Below are 22501 nucleotides of genomic sequence, written 5' to 3'. Positions count from 1 at the left end.
TCGGGAGCGGTCAGTCCTTCTTGCGGCGGGTGTTGCCACCCCGACCGCGCAACGGGATACCCGCTTCCTTCAGGACGTTGTAGATGAATCCGTACGAGCGGCCGGTCTCGGCGGCCAGATCGCGGATGCTCTCACCAGCCGCGTAGCGCGGGGCGAGCTCCGCGGCGAGCCGCGTCCGCTCGGCACCGGTGACGCGGGTGCCCCTCGACAGCGTTCGGGTCACGGAGACCTCCTGTTCCGAGCTGGGCGGCGGGGCCGTCCCCGCAGCTCACAGCTGCATTGATCTACCCAACGTACACATTCCCCCTGAATCCGCTCTCGATGCCGTGCGAATCGCCGCGAATTCGGCCGAAGCTGGTCTTTTCCGTGGTCAACGGCGTGTCGCAGCTAGACTGGAGGCCTCCGAGCCCCCTCGGCGTGGTCCCTCCGGGCGCTCCCGGCGATGCCAGAGCGTTACCAAGCCCTCGCCTCCATGCGATCTGGACTCAGTCGACGAGCTCACGCGCCAGAAGGTCCATCAGCAGCCCGTCACGCCACTCCCCCGACACGGGGTCGCGCTCGTACTCGCGCATGGTCCCGACCGGCTTGAACCCCACCTTGGCGTAGCAGCGGATCGCCACCGTGTTGGCGACCGCCGGGTCGATGGTGATCCGGTGATGTCCGCGAACCCGGATCAGCCAGCGCGCCAGCGCGCGCACGGAATCCGTGCCCAGGCCACGTCCGTGGTGCCGGGCGCTCAGGAAGATGTCGATGCTCGCGTGCCGGTAGTCCTCGTCGTCCTCCTCGTCGTACTGGATGGCACCCACGACCTGGCCGTCCAGCACGATCGCCAGCATCTCGTCGAATTCATCGACCGGGGTCCACCATGCCGCCACCTCCGGCTCCCGGAGGATCTCCTCCAGCACCCCGACATCCTCGTCCTGCACCGCTCGCAGGACGACCCGCTCACCTTCGATCTTCATGCACTCAAGTCTGGCCGCCGCCCCTTGAACCGCGCACAGCATTTTCCGCCGACTCCCCCGGTGTCCCGCCCGTCACCTCCCGATCCGCCCCATCGCTCGGGCCGAGTTATCCACAGAATGCCGTTCTAGTGTCACGCCGCCGCCCGGGGACGCATGCTTGCCGCAGACCTGCCACGGAAGGATCAGCGATGGCCAGCATCACGTTCCCCGTCCCCTCGACCACGACGTCCCGCTTCGCCGTGGCGGCCGACCACATTCCGCACGACCTCACCGACGCCGCCCTCAGCCGTAGCGTGGCCTTCCGTCCCCACCTGGCCGGACGGCTCGGCTCCCCGCAGCCGGCCCTCCACCGCGAAACCCTCGCGGACCTCCGCTGGGACCCCGCGCGGATCACGGCCGCCCATCCCGCTCAGCGACGAACGCAGTGGGCGTTCCCCCGGGCGACGGAGTTCGCGGTCGTCACCTCGGCCGCACCGGTCACCGACCAGCCCCGCGGCGTCCAGGTCGCCCGAGCCGCCGCGTACGCCCTCGCCGACGCCACCCGCGGAGTGGTAGCCGACCTGGTCACCGGCCACGTCCTGACACCCGCCAACGAGCGGACGAGTTTCGTCCTGGCCGACCAGTGGCTCGGCGACGCCCTGCCCCCGTTCCGCGCCAACGGCCGCTGCACAGCCCCCGAACCCGCCCACGGCCCCGAAGGGGTGAACGCCTGCTCCTGCGTCCGCCTGCGCACCCGCGGCCTCCGCCGCTTCGGCCTCCCCGAACTCCAGATGACCGGCGTCGCCTGCCCCCACGACCTGGTCGCCCTCAACGTCCTCCGCACCACGGCCCGCCACCTGCTGACCGACCACTGGGGCTGGCCGGCGACCGGCCCCGCCGACCAGACCCGCACCATCAGTGCCGTCCGCCACCTCACCGAAAGCGACTTCAACGACTTCTGGGGCTCCAGCCGCCGCGAACCCCACCCACACCACAACCCCTTCCAGGCCCACCTGACCCCGCTCACCCCTCGCCTGTTCTCCGTCGCCCCACCACCGGCCTTCGACGGCTCCATCAACGACTGGTTATGGGGCTCCACCCTCCCGTCAAGCCTGCACAACGTCCTGGGCTCCCCCGCAGACCCCCCGTTCGCCCAAGCCGCCTGACGCACCCACAACACACGAAACCGCTCTGACCGAGTAGGACTCTTGCGACAACGCTCCAATCACTCTCAGACGGCACAGGCTCGCGATCCCCTCACCACCTGCCGCCCCCCTGATGCAGCCCGCCGCCCAGGGCGCCCGGCGAACTTCTGGGTTGCCTGGGGCGCTTGTTCGGGCTTGCTCGTCGTGGCGGGCGATGTGGTGTAGGGACATGGTCGGGGCGAAGTGGTCCATGTGGCGTTGCGGGACGTGGACATGCGGGGTCAACTCGCCGGGCTACGAGCGGCTTCTATCGAAGCATTGACACGGAGACATGTTCCCTTCACCATGAGGTCCCCAATTCGGATCGAGCGGCAGGGCTATGGGCGGGCAGCGGCAGCAGAAGGGCCGCGACCGTCTTCGTTCCTTGATCGCCGAGGCGGGGTGGAGCGGCAAGGCGTTCGCCTCGGCTGTCAACAAGGTCGGCGCCGAGGCCGGAATCACTCTGCATTACACAAGCGCCTCGGTGTCACAGTGGTGTGCGGGCACCAGGCCTCAGGCACCCGTGCCCGAACTGATGGCCGAAGCCCTGTCGCGTCGGCTCGGGCGACTGATCACTGTCCGCGACCTGGGCTACAAGGAAAGGCCCACCACCAGCTGGTGGGACCTGCACGCCGCAGCACAGCTGAGCCTGCTCGCTCCGCTGCCCCCGAATCGCGAAGCGGCGCTCGCTCTTCGTGTCTACAACCTGACCGCTCTGGAGATCCCGGCCTCCGAGGACATCCGCACCCTCCCGCCGCCAGGTCCCGCCGCGTTGCAATTATCGGTGACCCAGCAGGACACCGTGACCGCCAATTCGGCGCTGGTGACGTTCGCGATGATCGACAATGCCTACGGCGCTTCCGCCATACGCCCGGCCGCGGCGGCGTACTTCGCTCGTATCATCCTGCCCTGGTTGCAGGCGGCCACCCGGGGCCGCCCACGACGCGATCTGCTGTCGCTGGCCTGCCGGATCGCCTATCTGTGCGGGTTCTTGAACTTCGACGACGAACTGCACGGGCCAGCCCAGCGCTACTACCGGGCCGCTCTCGTCCTCGCGGCTGAGAACAACCACGCCGAGGACTATGCCCTCGCGCTGCGGGCGATGAGCGCCCAGGCCCACCTGCTGGGTCACTACCCACCTGCCCTGCACCTGGCCGAGGCCGCCGTCGCGACGCGGCGTCTGCCGCAGGTCACCCGAGCCTTCGTGCTCGGTCAGGCCGCGGTCGCCCACGCAGCCGCGGGGAACCGGCGCGAGGCGGTGGAACTGCTCGGCAGGGCCGAGAGGCTCCTCAACCGCTCCCCGACGGTCCCCCGCGCGATCGGCACCTATCATTCGGCTGCACTCGCTCACCATCAGGCAGTCGTGCACAGCCATCTTGGCGACCGCAGGGCCGCGATCGCTGCCTTGCAGAGGTCGGTGCGCAACTGCCCCGGAGGCGAAAGACGCACCCGCGCTCTCGCGCTGGCCAGCATCGCCGAACTCCAACTCCGCGAAGGCCACCTGGAAGAGGCCTCTGCCACCTGGAACAGGTTCCTCGACCTGTATCCGATGCTCCACAGCGGCCGGGCCCGCACCGCCCTGCACAACCTGCACTCACGCCTGCGCCCCTATGCAAGGGATCCGGTGGTCGGACCCCTGCTCCATAGGGCTGCGGTCGCCCGCACACTCCAGTGATCCGCCGAGCGCACAGGGATCTCCCCGCCGCCTGAACAGGGCCATTCCGCATCCGACAGGGAGGACTGGTCGGGCGTGGATCACACCTGCGCAGTCGGGTCGCCCTCTACAACAAGAAAGTTAGTTTGCAGAACTGTCGCACAGGTGATGTCGGGCGGCCGGCTTGAGCCATTGCAGCGTAGAAGATCGACACCTCTCGGCCGTCTTGGGGGCATGCCGGGATCAGGCACGAGGACGCGAACCAGGTCGTCCAGTCTATCGCCAAGTCCAGGTTCGCCCTCCGAAGGTGAGGGCTCCCGTCCCGACCTGCCCTTTTATGAGAGACATAAAGATCATCTAGAGATTTAGCGGTCGCGTGCGCATGGACCGGATTGGCTGCCGGACTACCGGCAAGAGCCCAGGCGAAGTTGTTTCATCCGATGCGACAGGAGAAGCGTCATGCGAAAGATCGTTGGCAGAAAAAATCTGACATGGCGGGGCAGGACGCACCGCACCTCCGGACGGGCAGCCGACCGGAGGGGCTGTGCTCTGCTGGACGAGCACTGCACCACTGGCACCGATTGCTGCCGGCGGAAGGAGTTCGTCGGCCGGATCGTGGGCGACGACATCGGATACGTCGGCATCACCGGCGCGGAGGCTCGCGCGGCCGAGACCCGTGACCATTGATCAGAGACGCGAGAGCGGACCGAATTACCTACTAGTTCGGTTTGAAATATCGACGCCGACTGCCATGTACGACTGTGAGCCTGGCCAGGGACTTGGGGATCGGGAATTTGCCCTGCCAAGGGCATGGCCCCGCGCGTCCTCTTTGATCGGCGGTCGGCAGCACGGCCAGGCTTCTCTCGCTCGTTTCAGCCGCGCGGCTCGCCGTTGAGCTGCGCACGCCCCAGCGCGAGGGCCCTTTCACCTCCTCAATGATGACAACCTTGATGGTAGGCCTGACATGACAACACCTGATTCCACCGCGAAACGATCGCGATGCCCGATAGCTGCGGTCTTCCCGGGGCAGGGCTCACAGGGGCCCTCCATGGGAGTGCCCTGGCGGAGACACCCCGCATGGTCTTTGGTCGAGGAAGCGGAAGACAGCCTCCACCGGGAGTTGTCGCCGATGCTGCTCGATCCCGACACCCCGCCCGACGGGGTCGTCGAGAATCATCTGGCGGTCGTGCTGACCTCGATGATGGCATGGTCGGCTCTGCGACCGTGTGTCACTCCCGCGGTCGTCGCCGGTCACTCGCTGGGGCTGCTGTCGGCGCTGCATGCCGCAGACGTGCTCTCCGCGGCCGACGCGATCCGGGTGACCGCGTTCCGGGCCACGGTGACCGCACGTGAGGCCAGTGCTATTCCGGGAAGAATGGCCGCGGTGCTCGCACCGGCGGAGACGGCCGAGGCCGCTTGCGCCGATCACCGGTGCTGGATGGTCAACGACAACACCCCCCAACAGACGGTCATTTCCGGAACACCGGAAGGACTGGAATCCGCGATGTCCACCGCGCTCGACCTGGGTGCTCGCGACGTCATCCCCCTGGAGATCGACGGAGCGTTCCACAGTCCGCTGATGCGGGGAGCGGTCGATGATTTCGCTGATCTGCTGGGCACCGTGGTGTTCGCTCCGCAGCGGTTGGCAGTGGTGCACAACGCCGTGAGCTATCCGGCCGGAACGAGGGCGCCATGGTCGAGCCTGGTGGCCAATGACCTGGTACGGCCGGTGCGATGGCGGCAAAACCAGTTCCGTTTGGCGGACCACGACATCTCCGCCCTTGTCGAGGTCGGATACGGCAGGACGCTGACCGGCCTTGCCAAGCGCACTCTTTCCGGTATCAGGCTGCTGAACATGGGTTGCCCTGAGGACCTGGCCGAGGTCACCCACCTGGTCGATTCCGGCGAGCTGACCCGGGCGGGGCGGTAATGAGCCCAAGCGCGGTACTCGCGCGTGCGGGCGCTGATCGACATGACGGGAGGGCCGGTCTGTCAGCGGCTGGAAAACCGGCCACCGAAGATATGAGAAGGGAGCGTCATGAGTACTGAGAACACGCGGCGATCCGAGGTTCACCGCACGGTGTGCACGATCGTGGCGACGACATTGTCGGTTCCAGCAGAGCAGGTCACCGAATCCACCCGGTTGAAGGACCTGGGGGCCGACTCGTTGGACTTCGCCGAGATGGCGAGCGCGTTGAGCGAGCACGGCATGGGCGTCGACAAGGCCGATCTCAAGGAGGTCAGCACCGTCGGCGACGTCACCGACCTGGCCGCCAAGAACGCCGAGGGCGCGACATGACGGAAATCGGACCAGTGCGCTTCCGCAGCAATTGCAACCACGCAGGACGCCTGCCGATGACCGGCAGCGAGGCGGGTGTGACGACTCGCCCTCCCGCCGGTCTCGCCGTCCCCGCGTCGCTTCGATCCGATGATGGGTGTGGTCAACCATGAGCATTGCCTACGACTTCACAGAAAAGGTCGCTCTGGTGACGGGCGGCGGTCACGGCGTCGGCGCATATATCGCAGCTGATCTGGGTGCCAGCGGCGCCCACGTCGTCGTCAACTACTGCCGCGACACAGCGCGCGCCCAGGCGACGTGCAAGCAGATCATCGCCGACGGCGGTTCGGCCGAGCGGATTCGTGCGAACGTCTCCCATCCGCAGGCGGTCACCGACATGTTCGAGGCCGTCCGGGAGCGCCATGGACGGCTGGACATCCTGGTCAACAATGCCGCCACCGGTGTCGTGACCGCCATGGGCACCGTCAAGGACAAGCAAATGAACCGGGTGATCGGCACCAATCTCTTGGGACCGCTGAGGTGTTCTCAGGAGGCGGCCCGTCTCATGCCCCCCGGCAGTGCGATCGTGAACCTTTCTTCGTTCGGCGCGATGTTCGCGCTGCCGTGGTACTCGGCGGTCGGCCCGATCAAGGCCGCGGTGGAATCCCTGACCCGCTACCTCGCGGTGGACTTCAGTGAGCTCGGCATCCGAGTCAACGCGGCCTCCATGGGACCGATCGACTCCGAGGCCGTCCGCGGCCTGCCCGGCTTCGACCAGCTCGCGTCGGCGGTCATCGCCTGCACCCCGCTCGGACGGTTGGGCGGCCCGGCCGAGATCGCCAACCTGGTGATGTTCCTGGCCTCGCCGGAGGCCAGTTGGATCAATGGGCAGACCGTCCTGGCTGACGGCGGCCTGACGATCGCGGCCCCGGGCATCCCCTTTCATCTCCAGCCTCGGCAACAGCCGGTGCAACCGTGAGCGCCCGAATTGTCCCCCAATCCCCGCCCCGAGGCGACGCCACTGGTACCGGCCAGGTCAGGGGGACTGCCAGCGAAGGCGGTGTGTCCTATCGGCAGGGAGTCCCGCTTGGGACTGCCGCGTCGGCTCGGCGATCCGTGGAGCGGACGCTTGTGCCGCATGCGATGCCGGGATCCGATTCCAAGATCGCGACGTGCGTCAGGAGGCCACCTGGGGCCCACGACCATGTCCCGCTCACCAACGGAGTGGAGGTGCTGTGATGCGGCAGCGCAAAGTCGCGGTGATCACCGGCGGGTCGAAGGGCATCGGCGCGCGCACCGCCGTCGATCTCGCCGCCGCTGGGAACGACGTGGCGATCTGCTACCACGCCGACGACGCGGCGGCGGCCGAGACCGCCGAGGCGGTCGATGCCTCGGGCACGCCGTCCGCGCGGTGCATCACGATCCGCTGCGACGTCGCCGACCCGTCTCAGGTCGACACGCTCTTCGAGCGCGTGGAACAACAACTGGGGCCCGCGCAGATTCTGGTGTGTTGCGCGGGGGTGCTGCGCGATCGCCTGCTGGTGGAGATGACCGACGCGGATTGGCACGCCTGCCTTTCGGTCAATCTGAGCGGCGTCTTCCACTGCATCCGCCGAGCGGCGCGCCCGATGATCCAGGCCCGGTGGGGCCGGATCATCGTGGCGGGTTCCGCAGGCGCCACCGCTGCCGTGCCCGGCCAGGCCAACTACGCCGCCTCCAAGTCCGGCCTGGTCGGACTGGTCAGGGCGGCGGCGGCCGAGCTCGGAACGCACGGGGCCACCTGCAATCTGATCACTCCCGGTCCGGTCGACACCGAGATCATCGCCCATCTGACGGAGCGGCAGCGCGCCCGATTGGCCGACAGCACGCTCTTGCGCAGGTTCGGCAGCCCGGGTGAGGTCGCGGCGCTGATCACGTTCCTGGCCTCGGAAGCCGCCTCCTATGTCACCGGAACCACGATCGGCGTCGACGCGGGGTTGTCCGCCCGGACGTGATCCGAGGCCCACCGACGAAAGGGGGATCGACCTGTCGTTCAACGCCGGCCGCACAGCCCGCGCCCTCAGCGCCGACGTCGGCTCGGGTCCGGTCGCTCACGCGGCCGATCACACCGGTGGACGAGGCGCTACCGACATCAATGCCTGACAGCCAGCAGATCCCGATCGCACCAGCAACTCCAGGCGGCGAACCGGGGTCGGACTCAGGAGACCGAGAGCCATGACCGACAAAGAGAGCATGCAGGACAACCGGAACCACGCCTCAGACCACGAGCGGACGTCCAGCGAGAGGGGAGCCTCCGAGCCGGGCCGGGCGGACCGGCGCCGCCGCGTGGTCATCACCGGGCTCGGTGTGAAGACACCTGCCGGTTGCGACCTGAAGACCTTCACCAAGACGATCTTCGCCGGCATGCCGACCGCCGCACCGGCGACCCGATTCGACACCACGGGTCTGCCCAGCAAGATCGCTTGCCAGGTGGACGACTTCGATCCCGGCCGCTACATGTCCGGCAAGGAACTGCGGCGCACCGACCGGACCGCACAGCTCGGTTTCGCCGCCGCGATGGACGCCGTCGCCGACGCCGGGCAGCCCTCCGCCGACCACGGCCGTGCCGGGATCGTCTCGGGCGTGGCACTGGGGGGAATGCAGTCGATCTGCGACCAGGCCCTGGTCGCGCACACCAAGGGCGGAGCCGCGATCTCACCGATGAGCGTTCCGAAGATCCTCTTCAACGCGCCCGGTGCCCTCATTTCCCAGGAACTGGCCTGGCGGGGGCCCAACATCACGATAGCCACCGCGTGCGCCTCGGGAAGCGACGCGATCGGCATGGGGGCCCGCTACGTCCAGGACGGCACGGCCGATGTGATCCTCGCCGGCGCCTGCGACTCCGGCGGCGTCACCCTCGTGATCATCGGGGCGTTCGGACACTCGGGCGGTCTGTCCACACGCAATGACGACCCCGCGCACGCCTGCCGTCCCTTCGACGCCGACCGCGACGGCTACATCATGGGCGAAGGGGCCGCGTACCTCGTCCTGGAGGAGAGGGACCGGGCGCTCGCCCGCGGCGCCCACATGTACGGCGAGGTGATCGGCTACGCCAGCGGATGCGACGCCCACCACATCACGGCTCCGCAACCGCAGGGGCGCTGGACCTCACAACTCATGATGGCGGCGATCAGCGACGCCGGGCTCGTCCCCGACGACATCCGACAGGTCAACTGCCATGCGACCGGCACCCCGCTCGGGGACGCCGCCGAAGCGGCCGCGCTGCGGGCGGTCTTCGCGGACCGGCAGCCACCGGTCACCTCGTGCAAGGGCGTGTTCGGGCACCTGGTCGCGGCCTCGGGAGCGGCCGAGGCCGCCGTCGCCGCGCTCTCGGCCCGCGACGGCCTCGTCCCCCCCACCGCCGGTCACGAACGGCTCGGCGCGGACTGCCACGGGATCGACGTCGTCGCCGGTGAGCCGCGCCGCGTCGCCCCGGGGCCGGCGCTGTCCAACTCCTTCGGCCTGGGCGGGCAGAACGCCAGCATCGTCCTCGCCCCGCCGCCCCAGGACTAGCCGCAGTCGATCCCGCCGATCCGGCTGTGGTCCTCGGCGGAGATGGCAGACGACCACTGAGGAACAGTCATGAACAGTGATGACCTGTTGGCGCACGACATGGTCCTCGACGAGGAGATCCGGGTCCCGGACTCCACCGCCCCCCCTCCCACCCCGCGTGTCCCCCAAGAAGTGCTGTTGACCGGGGCCACCGGCTATCTCGGCGGCCGAATGTGCAGGACGCTTCTGGAACGCACGTCCGCCACGGTCTACTGCCTCGTCCGAGGCGCCCGTCCACATGCCCGACTCGTGGAGCGCCTCGAAGCAGCCCACGATCCTCAAGGCCCGGACCTCGACATTTCCCGGCTGGTCACGGTGCCCGGCGACTTCACACGACAACGCCTCGGACTGGACCCGGACGTCTACGACGAACTCGCCTCACGCGTCGAATCCGTCTACCACTGCGGCGCATCGATCGATCTGGGCGACCCGTACCGCGTCATCCGCGTTCCGAACGTGGTCGGAGTAACTCAAATGCTCCGCTTCGCAACCCACCGACGCCTCAAATTCCTCCACCACACGTCCTCGTTCGCGATCTTCGTCGCCGCTGCCGGATGCGGTGTCCAGGCCATCGACGAGACGACGAGACCGGCCATCGCCTATGCCGGTCCCGGCGGCTACGCCAGAAGCAAGTCGGTCGCCGAACACCTCCTCTACCAGGCGGCCGAACGGGGGCTGCCCACCGCCATCTACCGCGTCGCGGTCTTGGCGCCCGACCCCGATTCCCCCGTGCCGCCGTCGGCGGCGGCCCAACTGTTCGCGACCTACGTGCGCGCGCTCACACAGGTGGGCGCCGTCCCGGAGGGCGGCGAAATGGTCGGCTGCACCGTCGGGTACGCCAGCAGGGCCATCACCGAATTGTCGGTTCAGCTGCCGGCAGAGCCATTTGCGGCCGCACCGTCAGTCCACCACGTCATCGACCCGAGCCCGCTTGCCCTAGAAGATCTCGCACGCGCGCTCAGATCCACGGGCCATCCCATCGCCAGCCTCGCGCCCGAGCAATGGCTGGAGCGCCTCGCGGCTCACCGCTCCCGCGGGCCCGCACGCAGGCTGGCCGCCATGCCCGACATTTGGCCACTGCTGACCGGCGCCTTCTTCCCGCCCATCCACGTCGGCGGGCTCCAGCGACTGGCCGCGGCCGGAGTCGCTCCCACCAGCCTGGACCACGACACCCTTACCAGAATCACGCACGACACCCTCGGCAGCGAAACATCCCAGTCGAATCCGAAGGAATTGCACGGCCGACGCCGCACCGGAGCCGTCTGCTCCACCGAGCAGATTTCCGAGAAGTCACGCGACCAATCATGATTTCACGGCCCGAGGAGGCCGCCCATGCCGACACACACGACCCGACCGCACATGCGCGAGACGGTCGACGAAACCCGCCGCCGGAGAATGCCCTCGGTGCTGATCATCGGTGCCGGCATATCCGGCATCTGTATGGCCTTCAAACTGAAAGAGGCCGGAATCGACAACTTCACCATTATAGAGAAGGAGCAGCGCATCGGAGGGACGTGGCGTGACAACACCTACCCGGGACTGGCGTGCGATATCCCCGCCGCGCTCTACCAGTACTCCTTCGAACTGAATCCCCACTGGTCGCATTTCAGGGCGCCGGGAGCAGAGATCGCCGCCTACCTCGAGGATGTCGTCGACCGCCATGGCCTGCGCCCTCATCTGCGGTTCGGGGAAGAAGTCACGGCGGCCCGGTTCGCCGACGGCGGCTGGCGCGTCACCACGGCGAACTCCTCCACCTTCGAAGTCGACTTCCTCATCTCGGCTACCGGGTTCCTCCACCACCCGAGCGTGCCGAACATTCCGGGGTTGGGCTCTTTCTCCGGCCCCCTTTTCCACTCCGCCCAGTGGAAACCTGGTGTGCGGATCCACGACCGTCGCGTCGCGCTCATCGGCACCGGCTCCTCCGGCGTGCAACTGGTCGCGGCCCTGGCCGGCGCGCCCCGCAGGCTCCTGGTCTTTCAGCGCACACCTCAATGGATCTTCCCCATGCCCAACTGGAAGACCGGCGGGATCGGCAGGGCCCTCCGCAGGGTACCGGCATTCCGCGAAGCCGAGTTCCGGCTCCTGCGTTGGCTGTACCACACGATCATCTCGCGGGCGACGGTGGAACCGGGGTGGAGGCGCAACCTCATCGGCTGGCTGTGCCGACGGAACCTACGCACGGTCACCGATCCAGAACTGCGCAGCAAACTCACCCCGGACTACGAGCCCATGTGCAAGCGAATTGTGCTGGCGAACAGCTTCTACCGCGCCGTCCAAGAGCCTACGGTCGACGTCATCACCGAACCGATCGACCATATCGCACCCGATGGAGTCGTCACGGCCGACGGCGTACTCCATCAGGTGGACGTAATTATCACTGCGACGGGTTTCCGCGCTCACGACTACGTACGCCCCACCGAACTGGTCGGCGCCCACGGAAGGACTTTGACCGCGGCGTGGCAAGACGGTCCGCGCGCCTACCGAACCGTCGCGCTCCCGGACTTCCCCAACTTCTTCATCATGGTCGGCCCGCACAGCCCCGTGGGGCACACCTCGGTAACCGAGATCGCCGAGACACAGGCGGACTTCGCCCTCCAATGGATTCATGCGTGGCAGCGGGGAGCCTTCACCGCCGCCGCGCCCACGCGCACCGCCACCGACGAGTTCTACCGACGCCTGCACGAACAGATGCCCCAGACCGTCTGGGCGACTGGTTGCCGCAGCTGGTACCTGGACTCGAACGGGACACCGAACGTCTGGCCATGGCGACCCGAGGCACACATCGCCGCACTGAGCTCCCCCGACGAGGGCGATTTCGAATTGAAATAGTGCCGCATCCCCCGCACTCGGACGCGTACCGGCGGACGCTGGCAGCGCAGCCGGCACCGATAACTTCACCTGATCACCGATGACGAATGGAGAGCGCCATGGCAACGGTGCAGTCGGTACGAGGTCAGATCGACTCGACCGCGCTGGGCAAAGTGCTCATGCACGAGCACGTCTTTGTGCTGAGCGAAGAGATCCGACAGAACTACCCCAACTACTGGGACGAGGAGGAACGTGTCGCCGATGCCGTGCGGAAACTGAAGGACCTGGCCGCCCGCGGCATCTCCACGATCGTCGATCCGACCCTTATCGGGATGGGCCGGTACATCCCCCGCCTGCAACGGATCAACGAGCAGGTGGACATCAACATCATCGCGGCGACCGGCCTGTACACCTACAACGACGTGCCGTTCCATTTCCACTACCAGGGACCCGGTCTGCTGTTCGACACGTCCGAGCCGATGGTCGAGCTGTTCGTCCACGACATCACCGAGGGCATAGCGGATACATCGGTGAAAGCGGAACTCCTCAAGTGCGCCATCGATGCCCAGGGGATGACACCCGGCGTGGAACGGGTGATGCGCGCGGTCGCCAAAGCCCACATACGAACCGGTGCGCCCATCACCGTGCACACCGATGCTCAGAGCCGAACCGGGCTGCTCGCACAGCGGCTGCTCGCCGAGGAAGGGGTCGACCTGACGAGAGTGGTCATCGGCCACGCCGGGGACAGCGCGGACCTCGACTACCTCGTTCAACTGGCCGACTCGGGGTCGCTGCTGGGCATGGACCGGTTCGGCCTCGACGCCTTCCTCCCCTTCGACCAGCGTGTGGACACCGTCGCCGAACTCGCGCGGCGTGGTTACGCGAACCGAATGGTGCTGTCCCAGGACTCGGCCTGCTACATCGACTGGTTCTCTCCAGAGCAACGGGCCGCGGTAGCACCGAACTGGCACTACACCCATGTCAGCGACGACGTCCTGCCGGCACTGCGCGAACGCGACGTCACCGAGGAGCAGATCACGGCGATGCTCGAGGACAACCCGCGCCGCTACTTCGAGCGCGGTTGAACGAAATTGACGGCTCTGTGGGACGAAGCCCAGTACCCGGGCAGTGGGGCTCACCTCGCAAACGAAAGGAACACCGGTCATGGCAGGCGGACCAGTAGCAGTCATCGGCGGCGGGATCAGTGGACTGGCAGCGGCCCACGCACTTCGCCACAGCCACCCCGTCACCTTGTTCGAAGCGCAGAAGCGGGTCGGCGGGAACGCCCACACCGTAACCGCCGCAGCCCATGCGAACCAGCCGAACGCGGTGGACATCGACACCGGAGTGACCGTCCTCCACGAACCGTCCACACCGCCGCTGTTCGACGAACTCGACATCGCACATGTGTCTCCACCCGCCGATCTGACCTACCTCACCATCAGGTGCACCCGATGCGGGTTCGACACCTCAGAACTCGAGAACGGCCTTCCGCGGCGTCCCCACGTCGGCGACGACACCTGGAGTCGCCTCGTCGACGACTATCAGCGCCTAGGCAACCTGGTCGCCAGTGGGAGCATCGCACTGACCTCGTACGAACTCGTGGCCACCGAAGGATTCTCGGAGTACTTCGTCGAACATGTGGTCGTACCCGCGATCGCGGGCGCCTTTGTCATGTCTCCCGCCGCCGCCCGGCGCTGCTCGGCCACGGCAATGCTCAGGGCCCTCGCCGATGTGGGACTGCAACTCGGCGATCCCCTCCGCGACTACTACACGGTCAAGGGCGGCACAAAGACGTACATCGACCGGCTCGCCGCAGCCATTCCCGACCTGCGAGTGGGCACGGCGATCCAGGCGGTCAGCCGTGGCGTCGATGGCGTGACCCTTCGCGACAGTACCGGCGCGACTTACGAATTCGACAAGGCAATCATCGCCGTTTCGGCGGACCGAGCCCTGGCCATGCTCACTTCGCCGACGGCACTCCAGCGTGAAGTGCTGGCGGCCTTTCCCTACGACTACACCTCCTGGACTCTTCACACCGACCCCTCCGTGGAGACCAGCAACAGCGTCCTGCATTACCAAATGGCCGACTGCACCAACGCCGCCGTACACATCAACCTGCTTCACAACCCCCCGCAGAGGATTCCCGGGCCGATCCAGTACGTGTCCACAAGCACCCACGGCGGGCCACCGCCCGACCCCGCGAGCGCCCTTGAGACCACCGTCCACGGCATCGCCATCATCACCCCCGAAGCAGTCGCGGCCCAGCAGAAGCTGCCGCAGATCAGCGACAGCACGCTCGCCTTCGCCGGTGCCTACTTCGGCGACACAGGACACGAGAACGCCCTGTACTCGGGCCTCAAGGCAGCCAGCCTCCTTCTGGGCGGCAGTTCCAGCGGTGGCCTGCGGGACATGCGAACCGGCACCTTCCACCCCTGGTGCGATCAGCCGTGACCCCGGCCGACAAGCGGTGCGTCAAGCTGACGGCGGAAAGTTCCGAGCCGCGGCTCCAGGTCGCGTGTGGCCGACCTCGCGGGTGATGTCCCTGGCATGGTCGCGGGTGGTGATCGGCCCTCTGACCGCTGAACGTCGAACACGTCATTCGCGGCGGCCTAGGGCCTCCACGGGGCGGTAGCGCAGGACCATCGCGGACGGCAGGGCGCTCACCAGCAGGCCGAGGAGGGCGACCCCGGCGGGCACGAGGGCGTAGCGCGCCAGGGGCACGTGCAGGCTGGGCGTTCCGGTCAGCGCGCCGGTGGCGCCGGCGAGCGCGACCAGGCCGATCAGCGAGCCGACGATGGTCCCGATCAGTGCGGCGGCGGCGGTCTCCATGCAGATCGTGCGGACGACCTGCCCGCGCGAGGCGCCGACCAGGCGCAGCAGGGCGAACTCCCTCGCCCGTTCGGCCGTGCCCATGATGGAGGTGTTGACGATGGAGACGGCCGAGAAGGCGACCAGTAGTCCGAGGACGATGTAGACGTGCGTGGTGCTCTGCGACAACCCGCTGCGCGACAGGCGCGCGTACGCGGGGGCGTCCATCACCCGGACCGTGGGCGTGGCGGCGGCGATGCCGTGCAGCGCGCGGTCCAGGTCGACGCCCGGGCGGCCGCGGACCAGCACCGCGTCGTCCAGGGGTTCGTGCAGGTGCCCGTCCAGCGCGGTACGGGCGATCAGGAAGTCGCCCAGGCCGAGCGAGCGGTCGTAGACGGCGACGATCCTGAGGTCCACCGGTGTGCCGTCGCCGAGCCATCCCCGCACGCGGTCGCCCAACCCCCAGTCGCGTTCACGGGCGTGCGTACGGCTGACGGCGACCGTGCCGGGCCCGGCGAGCGCGGCGAGCGAGCCCGCGCGCACCCCCGGGTCCAGCACCTGCCCTATCGAGGCGGGGTCGACGCCCTGCGCGACCAGTGTGTCGGGCGAGCCGAGCACGGTGGAGACGAACGTGGTCGAACGGGGCGGCGAGGCGGCCGCGACGCCGGGCAGCCCGCGCACCCCGGCGGCCGTCGCCGCGGGCAGCCCGGGCGCGTCGCGGGCGGTCAGGACCCGGTCGGCGACGACGCGCCGCTGGCTCTGCCCGACCGCCGTGGACTCGATGGACGCGGAGATCAGCAGCGCGGCGCTGCCCAGCGCGGCGCACATCATGACCGAGGCGGCGGCGGAGGCGACGCGGCGTACCTCGGCGCGCGCGGCGGCCGCCGCCAGCCAGCCGCTGTCGCGCGACACCGCGCGCAGCAGGGCGCCGACCGGCGGCGTCAGCACGCGCGTGAGGAGCGGGGACGCCAGCGCAGCCGCGGCCATCAGGATCATGACGGTGAGGTACTGGAAGGCGACCCCCACCTCGCCGCCGACGTGCTGCGACAGCGCGTGGACCGCCGTCGCGCCGGCCAGCGCCGCCAGCGCGAGCAGCAGCCGCGGCACGGAGATAATCCGCCGGGGCGCGGCGGCCTCGCGGAGGGCCTCGGTGGCGCGCACCCGCGCGGCGTGGTGCGCCGAGAGCAGCACCGCGGGCAGCGTCACCAGCAGGCCCGCTCCGATCGCGATCGCGAACGGCGCGGGGCCGACCTGGAGACGCAGGTCCGGTGGCGCGATCGAGTTGCCGACCATCAGCCGGCGCACCAGGTGCGCCACCGGAAGGCCGAGCAGGCAGCCCGGCAGGCCGGCCGCCAGCGAGACCGCGAACGCCTCGGCCACCAGCAGCCGGCGGATCTGCCACGGCGTCGAGCCCACCGCGCGCAGCAGGGCGATCTCCCGGCTCCGTTGCAGGATCGACAGGCCGAACGTGCCCGCGATCACGAAGACGGCCAGGAAGAGCCCGATGCCGCCCATGGGGCCGAGGAACTGGGTCGCGTACTCCAGCCGCTCGCCGACCTCGGGCGACCCGGCCCGCGAGGCGTCCCGGCCGCTGAGCACCTGCGCGCCCCGCGGCGCTCCGGGGTCGCGGAGCGCCGCCCGTACCCGTCCCGCCAGCGCTCCGGGCGGCGTCCCCGGTTCGGCGATCACCCCGAGGAACCGCGGCCGTTCCTGAACCGGCCCGGCGAAGAACAGCGTGGTCCGGCTGGGCAGTCCGGGGGCGCCCGGCGGCGAGGCGACCCCGGAGACCCGCAGGTTCCGGACGCCCTGGGCGGTGACGACGCGCACGGCGTCCCCCGGGCCGGTCCCGGCGCGCCGGGCGGCGTCCGCGTCGAGGACGACCTCGTCCGGACCGCGTGGCGCCCGGCCCGTCCGAAGCCGGAACGGGGTGAGCTCGGCGGCCTGCCAGGCGTGCCCGGACGAGGGGCCGCCGCGCGGTCCGGCGAGCGGGGTGCCGTGCCGGTCCACCACCTGCGCGTAGAAGGGGGTGTCGGCGATGACCGACCGTACGCCCGGCACCGTGCGCAGCCGTTCGGCGACGCCGCCCGGCAGGCGCGGCGGCTGATCGAGCGGCAGCCGCTCCCGGTCGACGTTCTCACCGGATCCGGTGAGAACGGTCAGCGCGGGGTCCATCCGGACGACCGCGGCCGCCGCGCCGAACCGGTCGGCGGCCGGAGCCGAGCGCTTTCCCGAGATGAGCAACGTGAACCAGGCGAACACGAGGGCGACGGCGAGCACGACGGCGACGAAGGAGCCCGCGAAGCCGAACCGGCGGGTGCGGACCGTGCTGAGGGCCAGGCACAGCACGGCGTCACGCCCCTAGGGCCGTCATGCGGTCGGCGATCCGGGCGGCGTCCGGCCGCCGCATCGAGTCGACGATCACACCGTCGGCGAGGAAGAGGACCCGGTCGACGTAGGAGGCGGCGGCCGGGTCGTGGGTGACCATCACCAGGGTCTGCCGCCAGGCGTCGACGACGGCGCGGAGCAGGGTGAGGATGTCGCGGCCCGTGGTGAGGTCGAGGGCGCCGGTGGGCTCGTCGGCGAACACGACCGCGGGCCTCGCGACCAGCGCCCGCGCGATCGCGACCCGCTGCTGCTGGCCGCCCGACAACTCCCCCGGCCGGTGGCTGAGCCGGCCGGACAGGCCGACCCGGTCCACCACCTCGCGCGTCCACTCCCGGTCCGCGCCGTCGCGCGAGCCGCTGCGGCAGGGCGATGTTCTGGGCCGCGGTCAGCGACGGGACGAGGTTGAACGACTGGAAGACGAAGCCGATCCGGTCGCGGCGCAGCCGGGTCAGCCGGGCCTCGCGCAGCTCCGCCAGGTCGGTGCCCTCCAGCAGCACCCGCCCGGACGTGGGCCGGTCCAGCCCCGCCGCGCAGTGCAGGAAGGTGCTCTTGCCGGAGCCCGACGGCCCCATGATCGCGGTGAAGGAGCCCGCGGGGAGCTCCAGCGACACCCCGCGCAGGGCCTCGACGGCCGCGCGTCCCCTGCCGTAGCGCTTGGTCACCCGGTCCAGCCGGACGGCCGCCCGCACGGCCGCCGGGCTCTCGGTCTCGGTCATGGCCCCACGCTGCCGCCCCCGGCCGGGCGCGATCTACAGGGCCTTCCCCGGTCCCGGTCAGGGTCTGCCCTGAGCGTTAGTCTGCGCGGCATGCGAGTCATGCTGGCCGAGGACGGCGCGATCTTCCGGCAGGGGCTGACGCGGCTCCTGGAGGACGCCGGCGTCGCCGTCGCGGCGGCGGTGGGCGACGCCCCGGCGATCCTGGCCGCCGTCCGCGCCGATCCGCCCGAGGTCGCGATCCTGGACGTGCGGATGCCGCCCGGGTTCCGGCTGGAGGGACTGGACGCGGCGCTGCGGATCCGCGCGGAACGTCCCGAGGTCGGCCTGCTCGTGCTCTCCCACCACATCGAGGCCCAGCACGCGGTGCGGCTGCTCGGGGACGACCCGCGCGGCGTCGGCTACCTGCTCAAGGACCGCATCGCCGAGCTGTCGGAGCTCACCGGCGCGCTGGCGCGGATCGCCGCGGGCGGCGCGGTGGTGGATCCGGCGCTGGTGGCGCCGCTGGTGGGCAGGCGGCGCCCCGGCGGGCCGCTGGCGAGGCTCAGCGAACGGGAGCTGGAGGTGCTCGGGCTGATGGCGGAGGGACGTTCCAACCAGGCGATCTGCCGGTCGCTGTCGCTCAGCCCGAAGACGGTGGAGACCCACGTGCGCAGCATCTTCCGGCGGCTGAGGCTGCCCGACAGCTCCGACGACCACCGGCGGGTCCTCGCCGTGCTCAGCTACCTGCGGTCGTGACCGGCAGCTCGACGGTCACCGTCGTTCCCCGGCCGGCCGGGGAGTCGACCGTGAGCCGGCCGCCGAGCGCCGCCGCGCGGTCGGCGAGCCCGAGCAACCCGGTGCCGGCGGACGGGTCGGCCCCGCCGCGGCCGTCGTCGCCGACCGACAGCCGCAGCACGCCGCCGGTCAGGCCGACCGAGACCGTGAGGCGGTCTGGCGCGGCGTGCTTGAGCGCGTTGGCGGCGGCCTCGGCCGCCGCGAAGTAGGCCGCCTGCTCGACCGGCTCGGGAAGGCGGCCCGCGACGCCGCCCCGCACGGTCACCGGAACCGGCGACCGGTCCGCGAGCGAGACCAGCGCGGCGCCCAGACCGGCCTCGCTGAGGATCGCCGGGTGCAGCCCGCGTGCGATCTCCCGCACCTCGTCCAGGATGCCCCGCAGCTCGGCCGCCGCCTCGTCCAGGTCCCCCGCCAACTCGGACGCGGCGCGGCCGCGGATCCGGGCCACGATGAAGGCGAGGTTCACCAGGCGCTGCTGCGCGCCGTCGTGCAGGTTGCGCTCCATCCGGCGGCGCTCGGCGTCGGCCGCCTCGACGATGCGCGCCCGCGAGGCCCGGACCTGCGCGAGCTGCTCGGCGAGTTCCGCGCGCATGTGCTCGTTCTCAACCGTCAGCCGGGCGACCGCCGCGGCCGACCTGACCAGGTCCGGTTCGGCCGCGAGCGTCGCGTCGTGCACCAGCGCGGCGGCGGGACCGGTCGCGGTCTCCAGGTGCGTGACCGTCTGACCCGAGCCGGGCAGCGGAAGGCGGACCGGCCTCCCGTCGCCGTCGACGCACCCGCCGCGTCGCCCGTGCCGTAGACCAGGCGCAGGGTCGGGTCGTGCAGCACCACGCCGAGCGCCGCCTCCAACGAACGCGGTGGCAGCGGCGTCGCGAGCGTGCCGGCCAGCCCGGCCACGGCCGCGTGGTCGAGCCGGGCCCGGACGAATCCCGCGATCAGTCCGAGCGGCCACAGCAGCAGCAGGAAGAGCGCGGCCGTGCCGAGCAGGCTCTGCATCGGTTCGTGGGGCCCGCCGGGCGCCATCAGCAGCCCTTCGCGCGCGCCCAGCACCAGCACCGCGGGCACCCCGCCGTACATCACGGGCGCGAAGACGTGCCGCCGCGGCCCGGGGACACCCGACGCCCACCGCCTGACCAGGGCCGAGGCGAGCAGCAGCGCGTACGACCACAGCACCAGCGCCCCGCCGGCCAGCAACGGACGCTCCGGCGCGTCCGGCAGGACCGCCGCGCAAACGCACTCCCCCTCGTCCGTGCGCCCGAACCGCAGCCACACCACGAGCAGCAGGCCGTGCACGGCGTAGGCGAGCACCACCAGCACCCGTTCGCCGCGCGAGCGCGCGGTCCCCTCCGGAACGACCAGCACGAGGTGCGCGAGCACGGCGAGCGTCGCCATGCCGAACGCGTTGCCGACCGCGAGCGCCGCCCTGCCGTCGAAGTACTGCGTTCCCGACAGCAGGAGCAGCAGCCCGACGAGGACGACCAGGCGCCCGGTCCGGTTCGCCGGGCGCAACGTCCAGGCCAGCAGGCCGGCGCCGACGAAGCTGCCCCCGGTCATGACGCCGACCACCAGCAGCGGAAGGCCCTCGGCCGCCACGTCCGGGCCCGTCAGCAGCGCGACGGCGGGCGGTACGGCGAGAAGGACGGCGAGCACGACGATGCCCGTCCGCAACCATGGCCGCATCCCCAAAGGATCACATAGGCGACGGGCGGGAAGCCGCCCGGAGGGGCGGGCGGCGCCAACCGGCGCGACCGGACGCCGGAGTCACAGCGGATCTCCGAGGGGTCCGTACTGCTCTTCCAGGCTCTTGGCCCAGTGGGCGGCGAAGTCCGGTCGGGTGCCGTCGGCGTCGGTGAAGCCGTACTCCCGGTACAGGCCCCAGGTGGCGAGGGCCCGGCCGGTCTTCGCCATGATGTCGGGGTCGGCTGCCAGGGCGGCGACGGCTCGTCCGAGGTAGGCCGGGGTCTCGGAGTGGGCGAAGTTCGGGTCCTGGGCGACGGCGTCGGTCCAGTTCGCCTCGGTGACGCCGAAATGCTCCAGCACGGCCTCCGAGCGCAGGAAGCCGGGTGTGATGGCCACGGCCGCGACGCCATGGGGCTTGAGCTCGGCGGCCTGGGCGACGGCGAGGCGGATGACCGCGGACTTCGCCAGGTCGTAGAAGAACGTGCCGCGGTAGCGGGCGGTGTTGCCGTCGGTGACCTCCACGACCAGGCCGCTCTCGCGGGCGACCATGAGGGGAAGCGCGAACCGGCTGGTGATGACGTGGGTCTCCACCGCCTGCCGCAGCAGCCGCAGACCGGTGTCCAGATCCTGCTCCCACAGCGGGTGCTCCCAGTCGGTCAGCGGATCCCCGCCCCACACGGAGTTGACCAGGATGTCGAGCCGTCCGGCCTGTTCGGCGCCGATCCTGTCGACGAGGGATTTGACCTCGCCGGGACGGCTGTGGTCGACGCGGACGGCAATGCCCAGGCCGCCCGCGGCGGTGACCTGCTCGGCGGTCTGCTCGATCGTCTCCGGCCGCGCCAGGACGGAGTGTTCTCCGTTGCCGCTCCGGCCGGTGACGTACACCGTCGCGCCGGCGGCGCCGAGCTCGACGGCGATGCCCCGTCCGCCGCCCCGGGTGCCGCCGGCGACCAGGGCCACCCTGCCGGCGAGCGGGCGCGCGTCGGTCGTCATGATTCCTCCAGGTCGTGGGCGTGCCGGGACGGGAGGTGGGGGGACAGCACGACATGGAGCTCGTGCCGGAGCCGCTGTTCGAGGGCGCCTTCGCGCTCCAGTGCCCAAGTCAGCCCCGCACCGGCGATGATCGCCTGTACCGAGCGGGCCAGCGCCGCGGCGTCGGTTCCGGCGCGGAGCTCGCCCGTACCGGCCGCCTCCGCCAGCAGGTCCTCGATCGCCCGCGTCTGGGTCCGGTGAATGGCCAGCGCGCGCTCGTAGAGCTGCGGATCTCCCAGGTCCATGCACAGGAACGCCAGGTGGTTGGCGAAGGTCTCTGGGGTTGTCATCTCGGCCATCGACTCCACCGTCAACGCCGCCAGGGCTTCGAGCGCCGAGCCGTGCGACCGGCGTACCCGCCCGGCCATCTCGCTCGCGTCCGTCTCGGACCGGTCGGCGAGTGCCAGGAGCAGGCCGTGCTTGGAACCGAACCGCTGCACCAGGGTCGCCGGTGCCAAACCGACCTCGCGCGCGACGGCGGCCAACGTGAGTCCCGCGGGACCCGCCCGGCCCATGACCCGCACCGCCGCGCGCAGGATCACCGCGTCCTCGACCCCCCGGGGTCGTGCCACCGCTGTTCCCTCGTTAATAAATGTACGTTCGTTTATTAACCGTACCAGAGCCCGTCCCCCAAGCGGACGCCGCGA

At 70.1% G+C, this 22501-nt stretch carries 20 protein-coding genes and 1 pseudogene; 13 read left to right on the top strand and 8 right to left on the bottom strand.

The annotated features are described in order from the left end of the window. Positions 1-10 precede the first annotated feature (10 nt). Positions 11-223, bottom strand: coding sequence for a helix-turn-helix domain-containing protein (locus tag K2F47_RS09900; protein ID WP_242902469.1), 213 nt, complete (start codon positions 221-223; stop codon positions 11-13). Between the two features lie 262 nt (positions 224-485). Continuing rightward, a complete protein-coding gene (gene aac(6') / locus K2F47_RS09895) occupies positions 486-962 on the bottom strand; it encodes an aminoglycoside 6'-N-acetyltransferase (RefSeq protein ID WP_242902468.1) in 477 nt (158 codons plus the stop codon). A gap of 188 nt (positions 963-1150) precedes the next feature. On the opposite strand from aac(6'), the gene K2F47_RS09890 reads away from it, so the two are divergent. The 12 genes from K2F47_RS09890 (at position 1151) to K2F47_RS09835 (ending at position 14910) form a co-directional block, all read left to right on the top strand. Further along, positions 1151-2107 carry a hypothetical protein gene (locus tag K2F47_RS09890; protein WP_242902467.1) on the top strand — a complete coding sequence of 319 codons (957 nt, stop codon included), beginning with the start codon at positions 1151-1153 and terminating at the stop codon, positions 2105-2107. A 403-nt stretch (positions 2108-2510) separates the two neighbouring features. Further along, positions 2511-3800, top strand: a complete 1290-nt coding sequence (locus K2F47_RS09885; protein WP_242902466.1) for an NsdA family TPR-like regulatory protein — start codon at positions 2511-2513, stop codon at positions 3798-3800. Between the two features lie 438 nt (positions 3801-4238). Continuing rightward, entirely contained in the window at positions 4239-4466 is a 228-nt protein-coding gene (locus K2F47_RS09880; protein WP_242902465.1) for a hypothetical protein, read from the top strand. Positions 4467-4743: 277 nt separating this feature from the next. Then, positions 4744-5709 carry an ACP S-malonyltransferase gene (locus K2F47_RS09875; protein ID WP_272496465.1) on the top strand — a complete coding sequence of 322 codons (966 nt, stop codon included), beginning with the start codon at positions 4744-4746 and terminating at the stop codon, positions 5707-5709. Between the two features lie 108 nt (positions 5710-5817). Next, positions 5818-6078, top strand: coding sequence for an acyl carrier protein (locus K2F47_RS09870; RefSeq protein WP_242902463.1), 261 nt, complete (start codon positions 5818-5820; stop codon positions 6076-6078). Positions 6079-6226: 148 nt separating this feature from the next. Beyond that, positions 6227-7036: an SDR family NAD(P)-dependent oxidoreductase gene (locus tag K2F47_RS09865; protein WP_242902462.1), complete on the top strand. Its 810-nt coding sequence runs from the start codon at positions 6227-6229 to the stop codon at positions 7034-7036. A gap of 259 nt (positions 7037-7295) precedes the next feature. Beyond that, positions 7296-8051 carry an SDR family oxidoreductase gene (locus K2F47_RS09860; protein ID WP_242902461.1) on the top strand — a complete coding sequence of 252 codons (756 nt, stop codon included), beginning with the start codon at positions 7296-7298 and terminating at the stop codon, positions 8049-8051. A gap of 220 nt (positions 8052-8271) precedes the next feature. Further along, a complete protein-coding gene (locus tag K2F47_RS09855) occupies positions 8272-9609 on the top strand; it encodes a beta-ketoacyl-[acyl-carrier-protein] synthase family protein (protein ID WP_242902460.1) in 1338 nt (445 codons plus the stop codon). Between the two features lie 69 nt (positions 9610-9678). Then, positions 9679-10956 (top strand): SDR family oxidoreductase, encoded by a 1278-nt coding sequence (locus tag K2F47_RS09850; protein ID WP_242902459.1) that lies wholly within the window; start codon positions 9679-9681, stop codon positions 10954-10956. A 24-nt stretch (positions 10957-10980) separates the two neighbouring features. Next, positions 10981-12477, top strand: coding sequence for a flavin-containing monooxygenase (locus K2F47_RS09845; protein WP_242902458.1), 1497 nt, complete (start codon positions 10981-10983; stop codon positions 12475-12477). Positions 12478-12575: 98 nt separating this feature from the next. After that, the gene (locus K2F47_RS09840; RefSeq protein ID WP_242902457.1) at positions 12576-13541 is read left to right on the top strand and encodes a phosphotriesterase family protein; all 966 of its coding nucleotides are present in this window, start codon (positions 12576-12578) and stop codon (positions 13539-13541) included. A gap of 79 nt (positions 13542-13620) precedes the next feature. After that, positions 13621-14910: an FAD-dependent oxidoreductase gene (locus K2F47_RS09835; protein WP_242902456.1), complete on the top strand. Its 1290-nt coding sequence runs from the start codon at positions 13621-13623 to the stop codon at positions 14908-14910. Positions 14911-15054: 144 nt separating this feature from the next. On the opposite strand, the gene K2F47_RS09830 is transcribed toward K2F47_RS09835, so the two are convergent. Further along, positions 15055-17613 carry an FtsX-like permease family protein gene (locus K2F47_RS09830; protein WP_242902455.1) on the bottom strand — a complete coding sequence of 853 codons (2559 nt, stop codon included), beginning with the start codon at positions 17611-17613 and terminating at the stop codon, positions 15055-15057. Positions 17614-17617: 4 nt separating this feature from the next. Next, positions 17618-18368: pseudogene (locus K2F47_RS09825) on the bottom strand (ABC transporter ATP-binding protein). Positions 18369-18458: 90 nt separating this feature from the next. Between K2F47_RS09825 and K2F47_RS09820 the strand changes: the two are divergent. Then, a complete protein-coding gene (locus K2F47_RS09820) occupies positions 18459-19103 on the top strand; it encodes a response regulator transcription factor (protein ID WP_242902454.1) in 645 nt (214 codons plus the stop codon). On the opposite strand, the gene K2F47_RS09815 is transcribed toward K2F47_RS09820, so the two are convergent. The 4 genes from K2F47_RS09815 to K2F47_RS09800 form a co-directional block, all read right to left on the bottom strand. Further along, positions 19084-19734 carry a sensor histidine kinase gene (locus K2F47_RS09815; RefSeq protein WP_242902453.1) on the bottom strand — a complete coding sequence of 217 codons (651 nt, stop codon included), beginning with the start codon at positions 19732-19734 and terminating at the stop codon, positions 19084-19086. The two genes, K2F47_RS09820 and K2F47_RS09815, sit on opposite strands and share 20 nt — an antisense overlap. 17 nt (positions 19735-19751) lie before the next feature. Beyond that, positions 19752-20822: a hypothetical protein gene (locus tag K2F47_RS09810; RefSeq protein ID WP_242902452.1), complete on the bottom strand. Its 1071-nt coding sequence runs from the start codon at positions 20820-20822 to the stop codon at positions 19752-19754. Between the two features lie 81 nt (positions 20823-20903). Beyond that, positions 20904-21815: an SDR family oxidoreductase gene (locus tag K2F47_RS09805; protein WP_242902451.1), complete on the bottom strand. Its 912-nt coding sequence runs from the start codon at positions 21813-21815 to the stop codon at positions 20904-20906. Next, positions 21812-22426 (bottom strand): TetR/AcrR family transcriptional regulator, encoded by a 615-nt coding sequence (locus K2F47_RS09800; RefSeq protein ID WP_242902450.1) that lies wholly within the window; start codon positions 22424-22426, stop codon positions 21812-21814. Before K2F47_RS09800 ends, K2F47_RS09805 begins: the two co-directional genes overlap by 4 nt. Between the last annotated feature and the right edge of the window lie 75 nt (positions 22427-22501).

This window comes from Actinomadura terrae (assembly GCF_022751215.1).
In the GTDB taxonomy this organism is placed as follows: Bacteria; Actinomycetota; Actinomycetes; order Streptosporangiales; family Streptosporangiaceae; genus Spirillospora; species Spirillospora terrae.
This window is presented reverse-complemented; position numbering and strand designations above follow the sequence as displayed.

Bases quoted from the DNA above. Each gene is read 5' to 3' on its own strand.
- K2F47_RS09815 (WP_242902453.1), bottom strand. From the start codon at position 19,734: ATGCGCGCGGAACTCGCCGAGCAGCTCGCGCAGGTCCGGGCCTCGCGG.
- K2F47_RS09835 (WP_242902456.1), top strand. From the start codon at position 13,621: ATGGCAGGCGGACCAGTAGCAGTCATCGGCGGCGGGATCAGTGGACTG.
- K2F47_RS09890 (WP_242902467.1), top strand. From the start codon at position 1,151: ATGGCCAGCATCACGTTCCCCGTCCCCTCGACCACGACGTCCCGCTTC.
- K2F47_RS09805 (WP_242902451.1), bottom strand. From the start codon at position 21,815: ATGACGACCGACGCGCGCCCGCTCGCCGGCAGGGTGGCCCTGGTCGCC.
- K2F47_RS09875 (WP_272496465.1), top strand. From the start codon at position 4,744: ATGACAACACCTGATTCCACCGCGAAACGATCGCGATGCCCGATAGCT.
- K2F47_RS09860 (WP_242902461.1), top strand. From the start codon at position 7,296: ATGCGGCAGCGCAAAGTCGCGGTGATCACCGGCGGGTCGAAGGGCATC.
- K2F47_RS09870 (WP_242902463.1), top strand. From the start codon at position 5,818: ATGAGTACTGAGAACACGCGGCGATCCGAGGTTCACCGCACGGTGTGC.
- K2F47_RS09850 (WP_242902459.1), top strand. From the start codon at position 9,679: ATGAACAGTGATGACCTGTTGGCGCACGACATGGTCCTCGACGAGGAG.
- K2F47_RS09820 (WP_242902454.1), top strand. From the start codon at position 18,459: ATGCGAGTCATGCTGGCCGAGGACGGCGCGATCTTCCGGCAGGGGCTG.
- K2F47_RS09845 (WP_242902458.1), top strand. From the start codon at position 10,981: ATGCCGACACACACGACCCGACCGCACATGCGCGAGACGGTCGACGAA.
- K2F47_RS09855 (WP_242902460.1), top strand. From the start codon at position 8,272: ATGACCGACAAAGAGAGCATGCAGGACAACCGGAACCACGCCTCAGAC.
- K2F47_RS09810 (WP_242902452.1), bottom strand. From the start codon at position 20,822: ATGCGGCCATGGTTGCGGACGGGCATCGTCGTGCTCGCCGTCCTTCTC.
- K2F47_RS09840 (WP_242902457.1), top strand. From the start codon at position 12,576: ATGGCAACGGTGCAGTCGGTACGAGGTCAGATCGACTCGACCGCGCTG.
- K2F47_RS09880 (WP_242902465.1), top strand. From the start codon at position 4,239: ATGCGAAAGATCGTTGGCAGAAAAAATCTGACATGGCGGGGCAGGACG.
- K2F47_RS09865 (WP_242902462.1), top strand. From the start codon at position 6,227: ATGAGCATTGCCTACGACTTCACAGAAAAGGTCGCTCTGGTGACGGGC.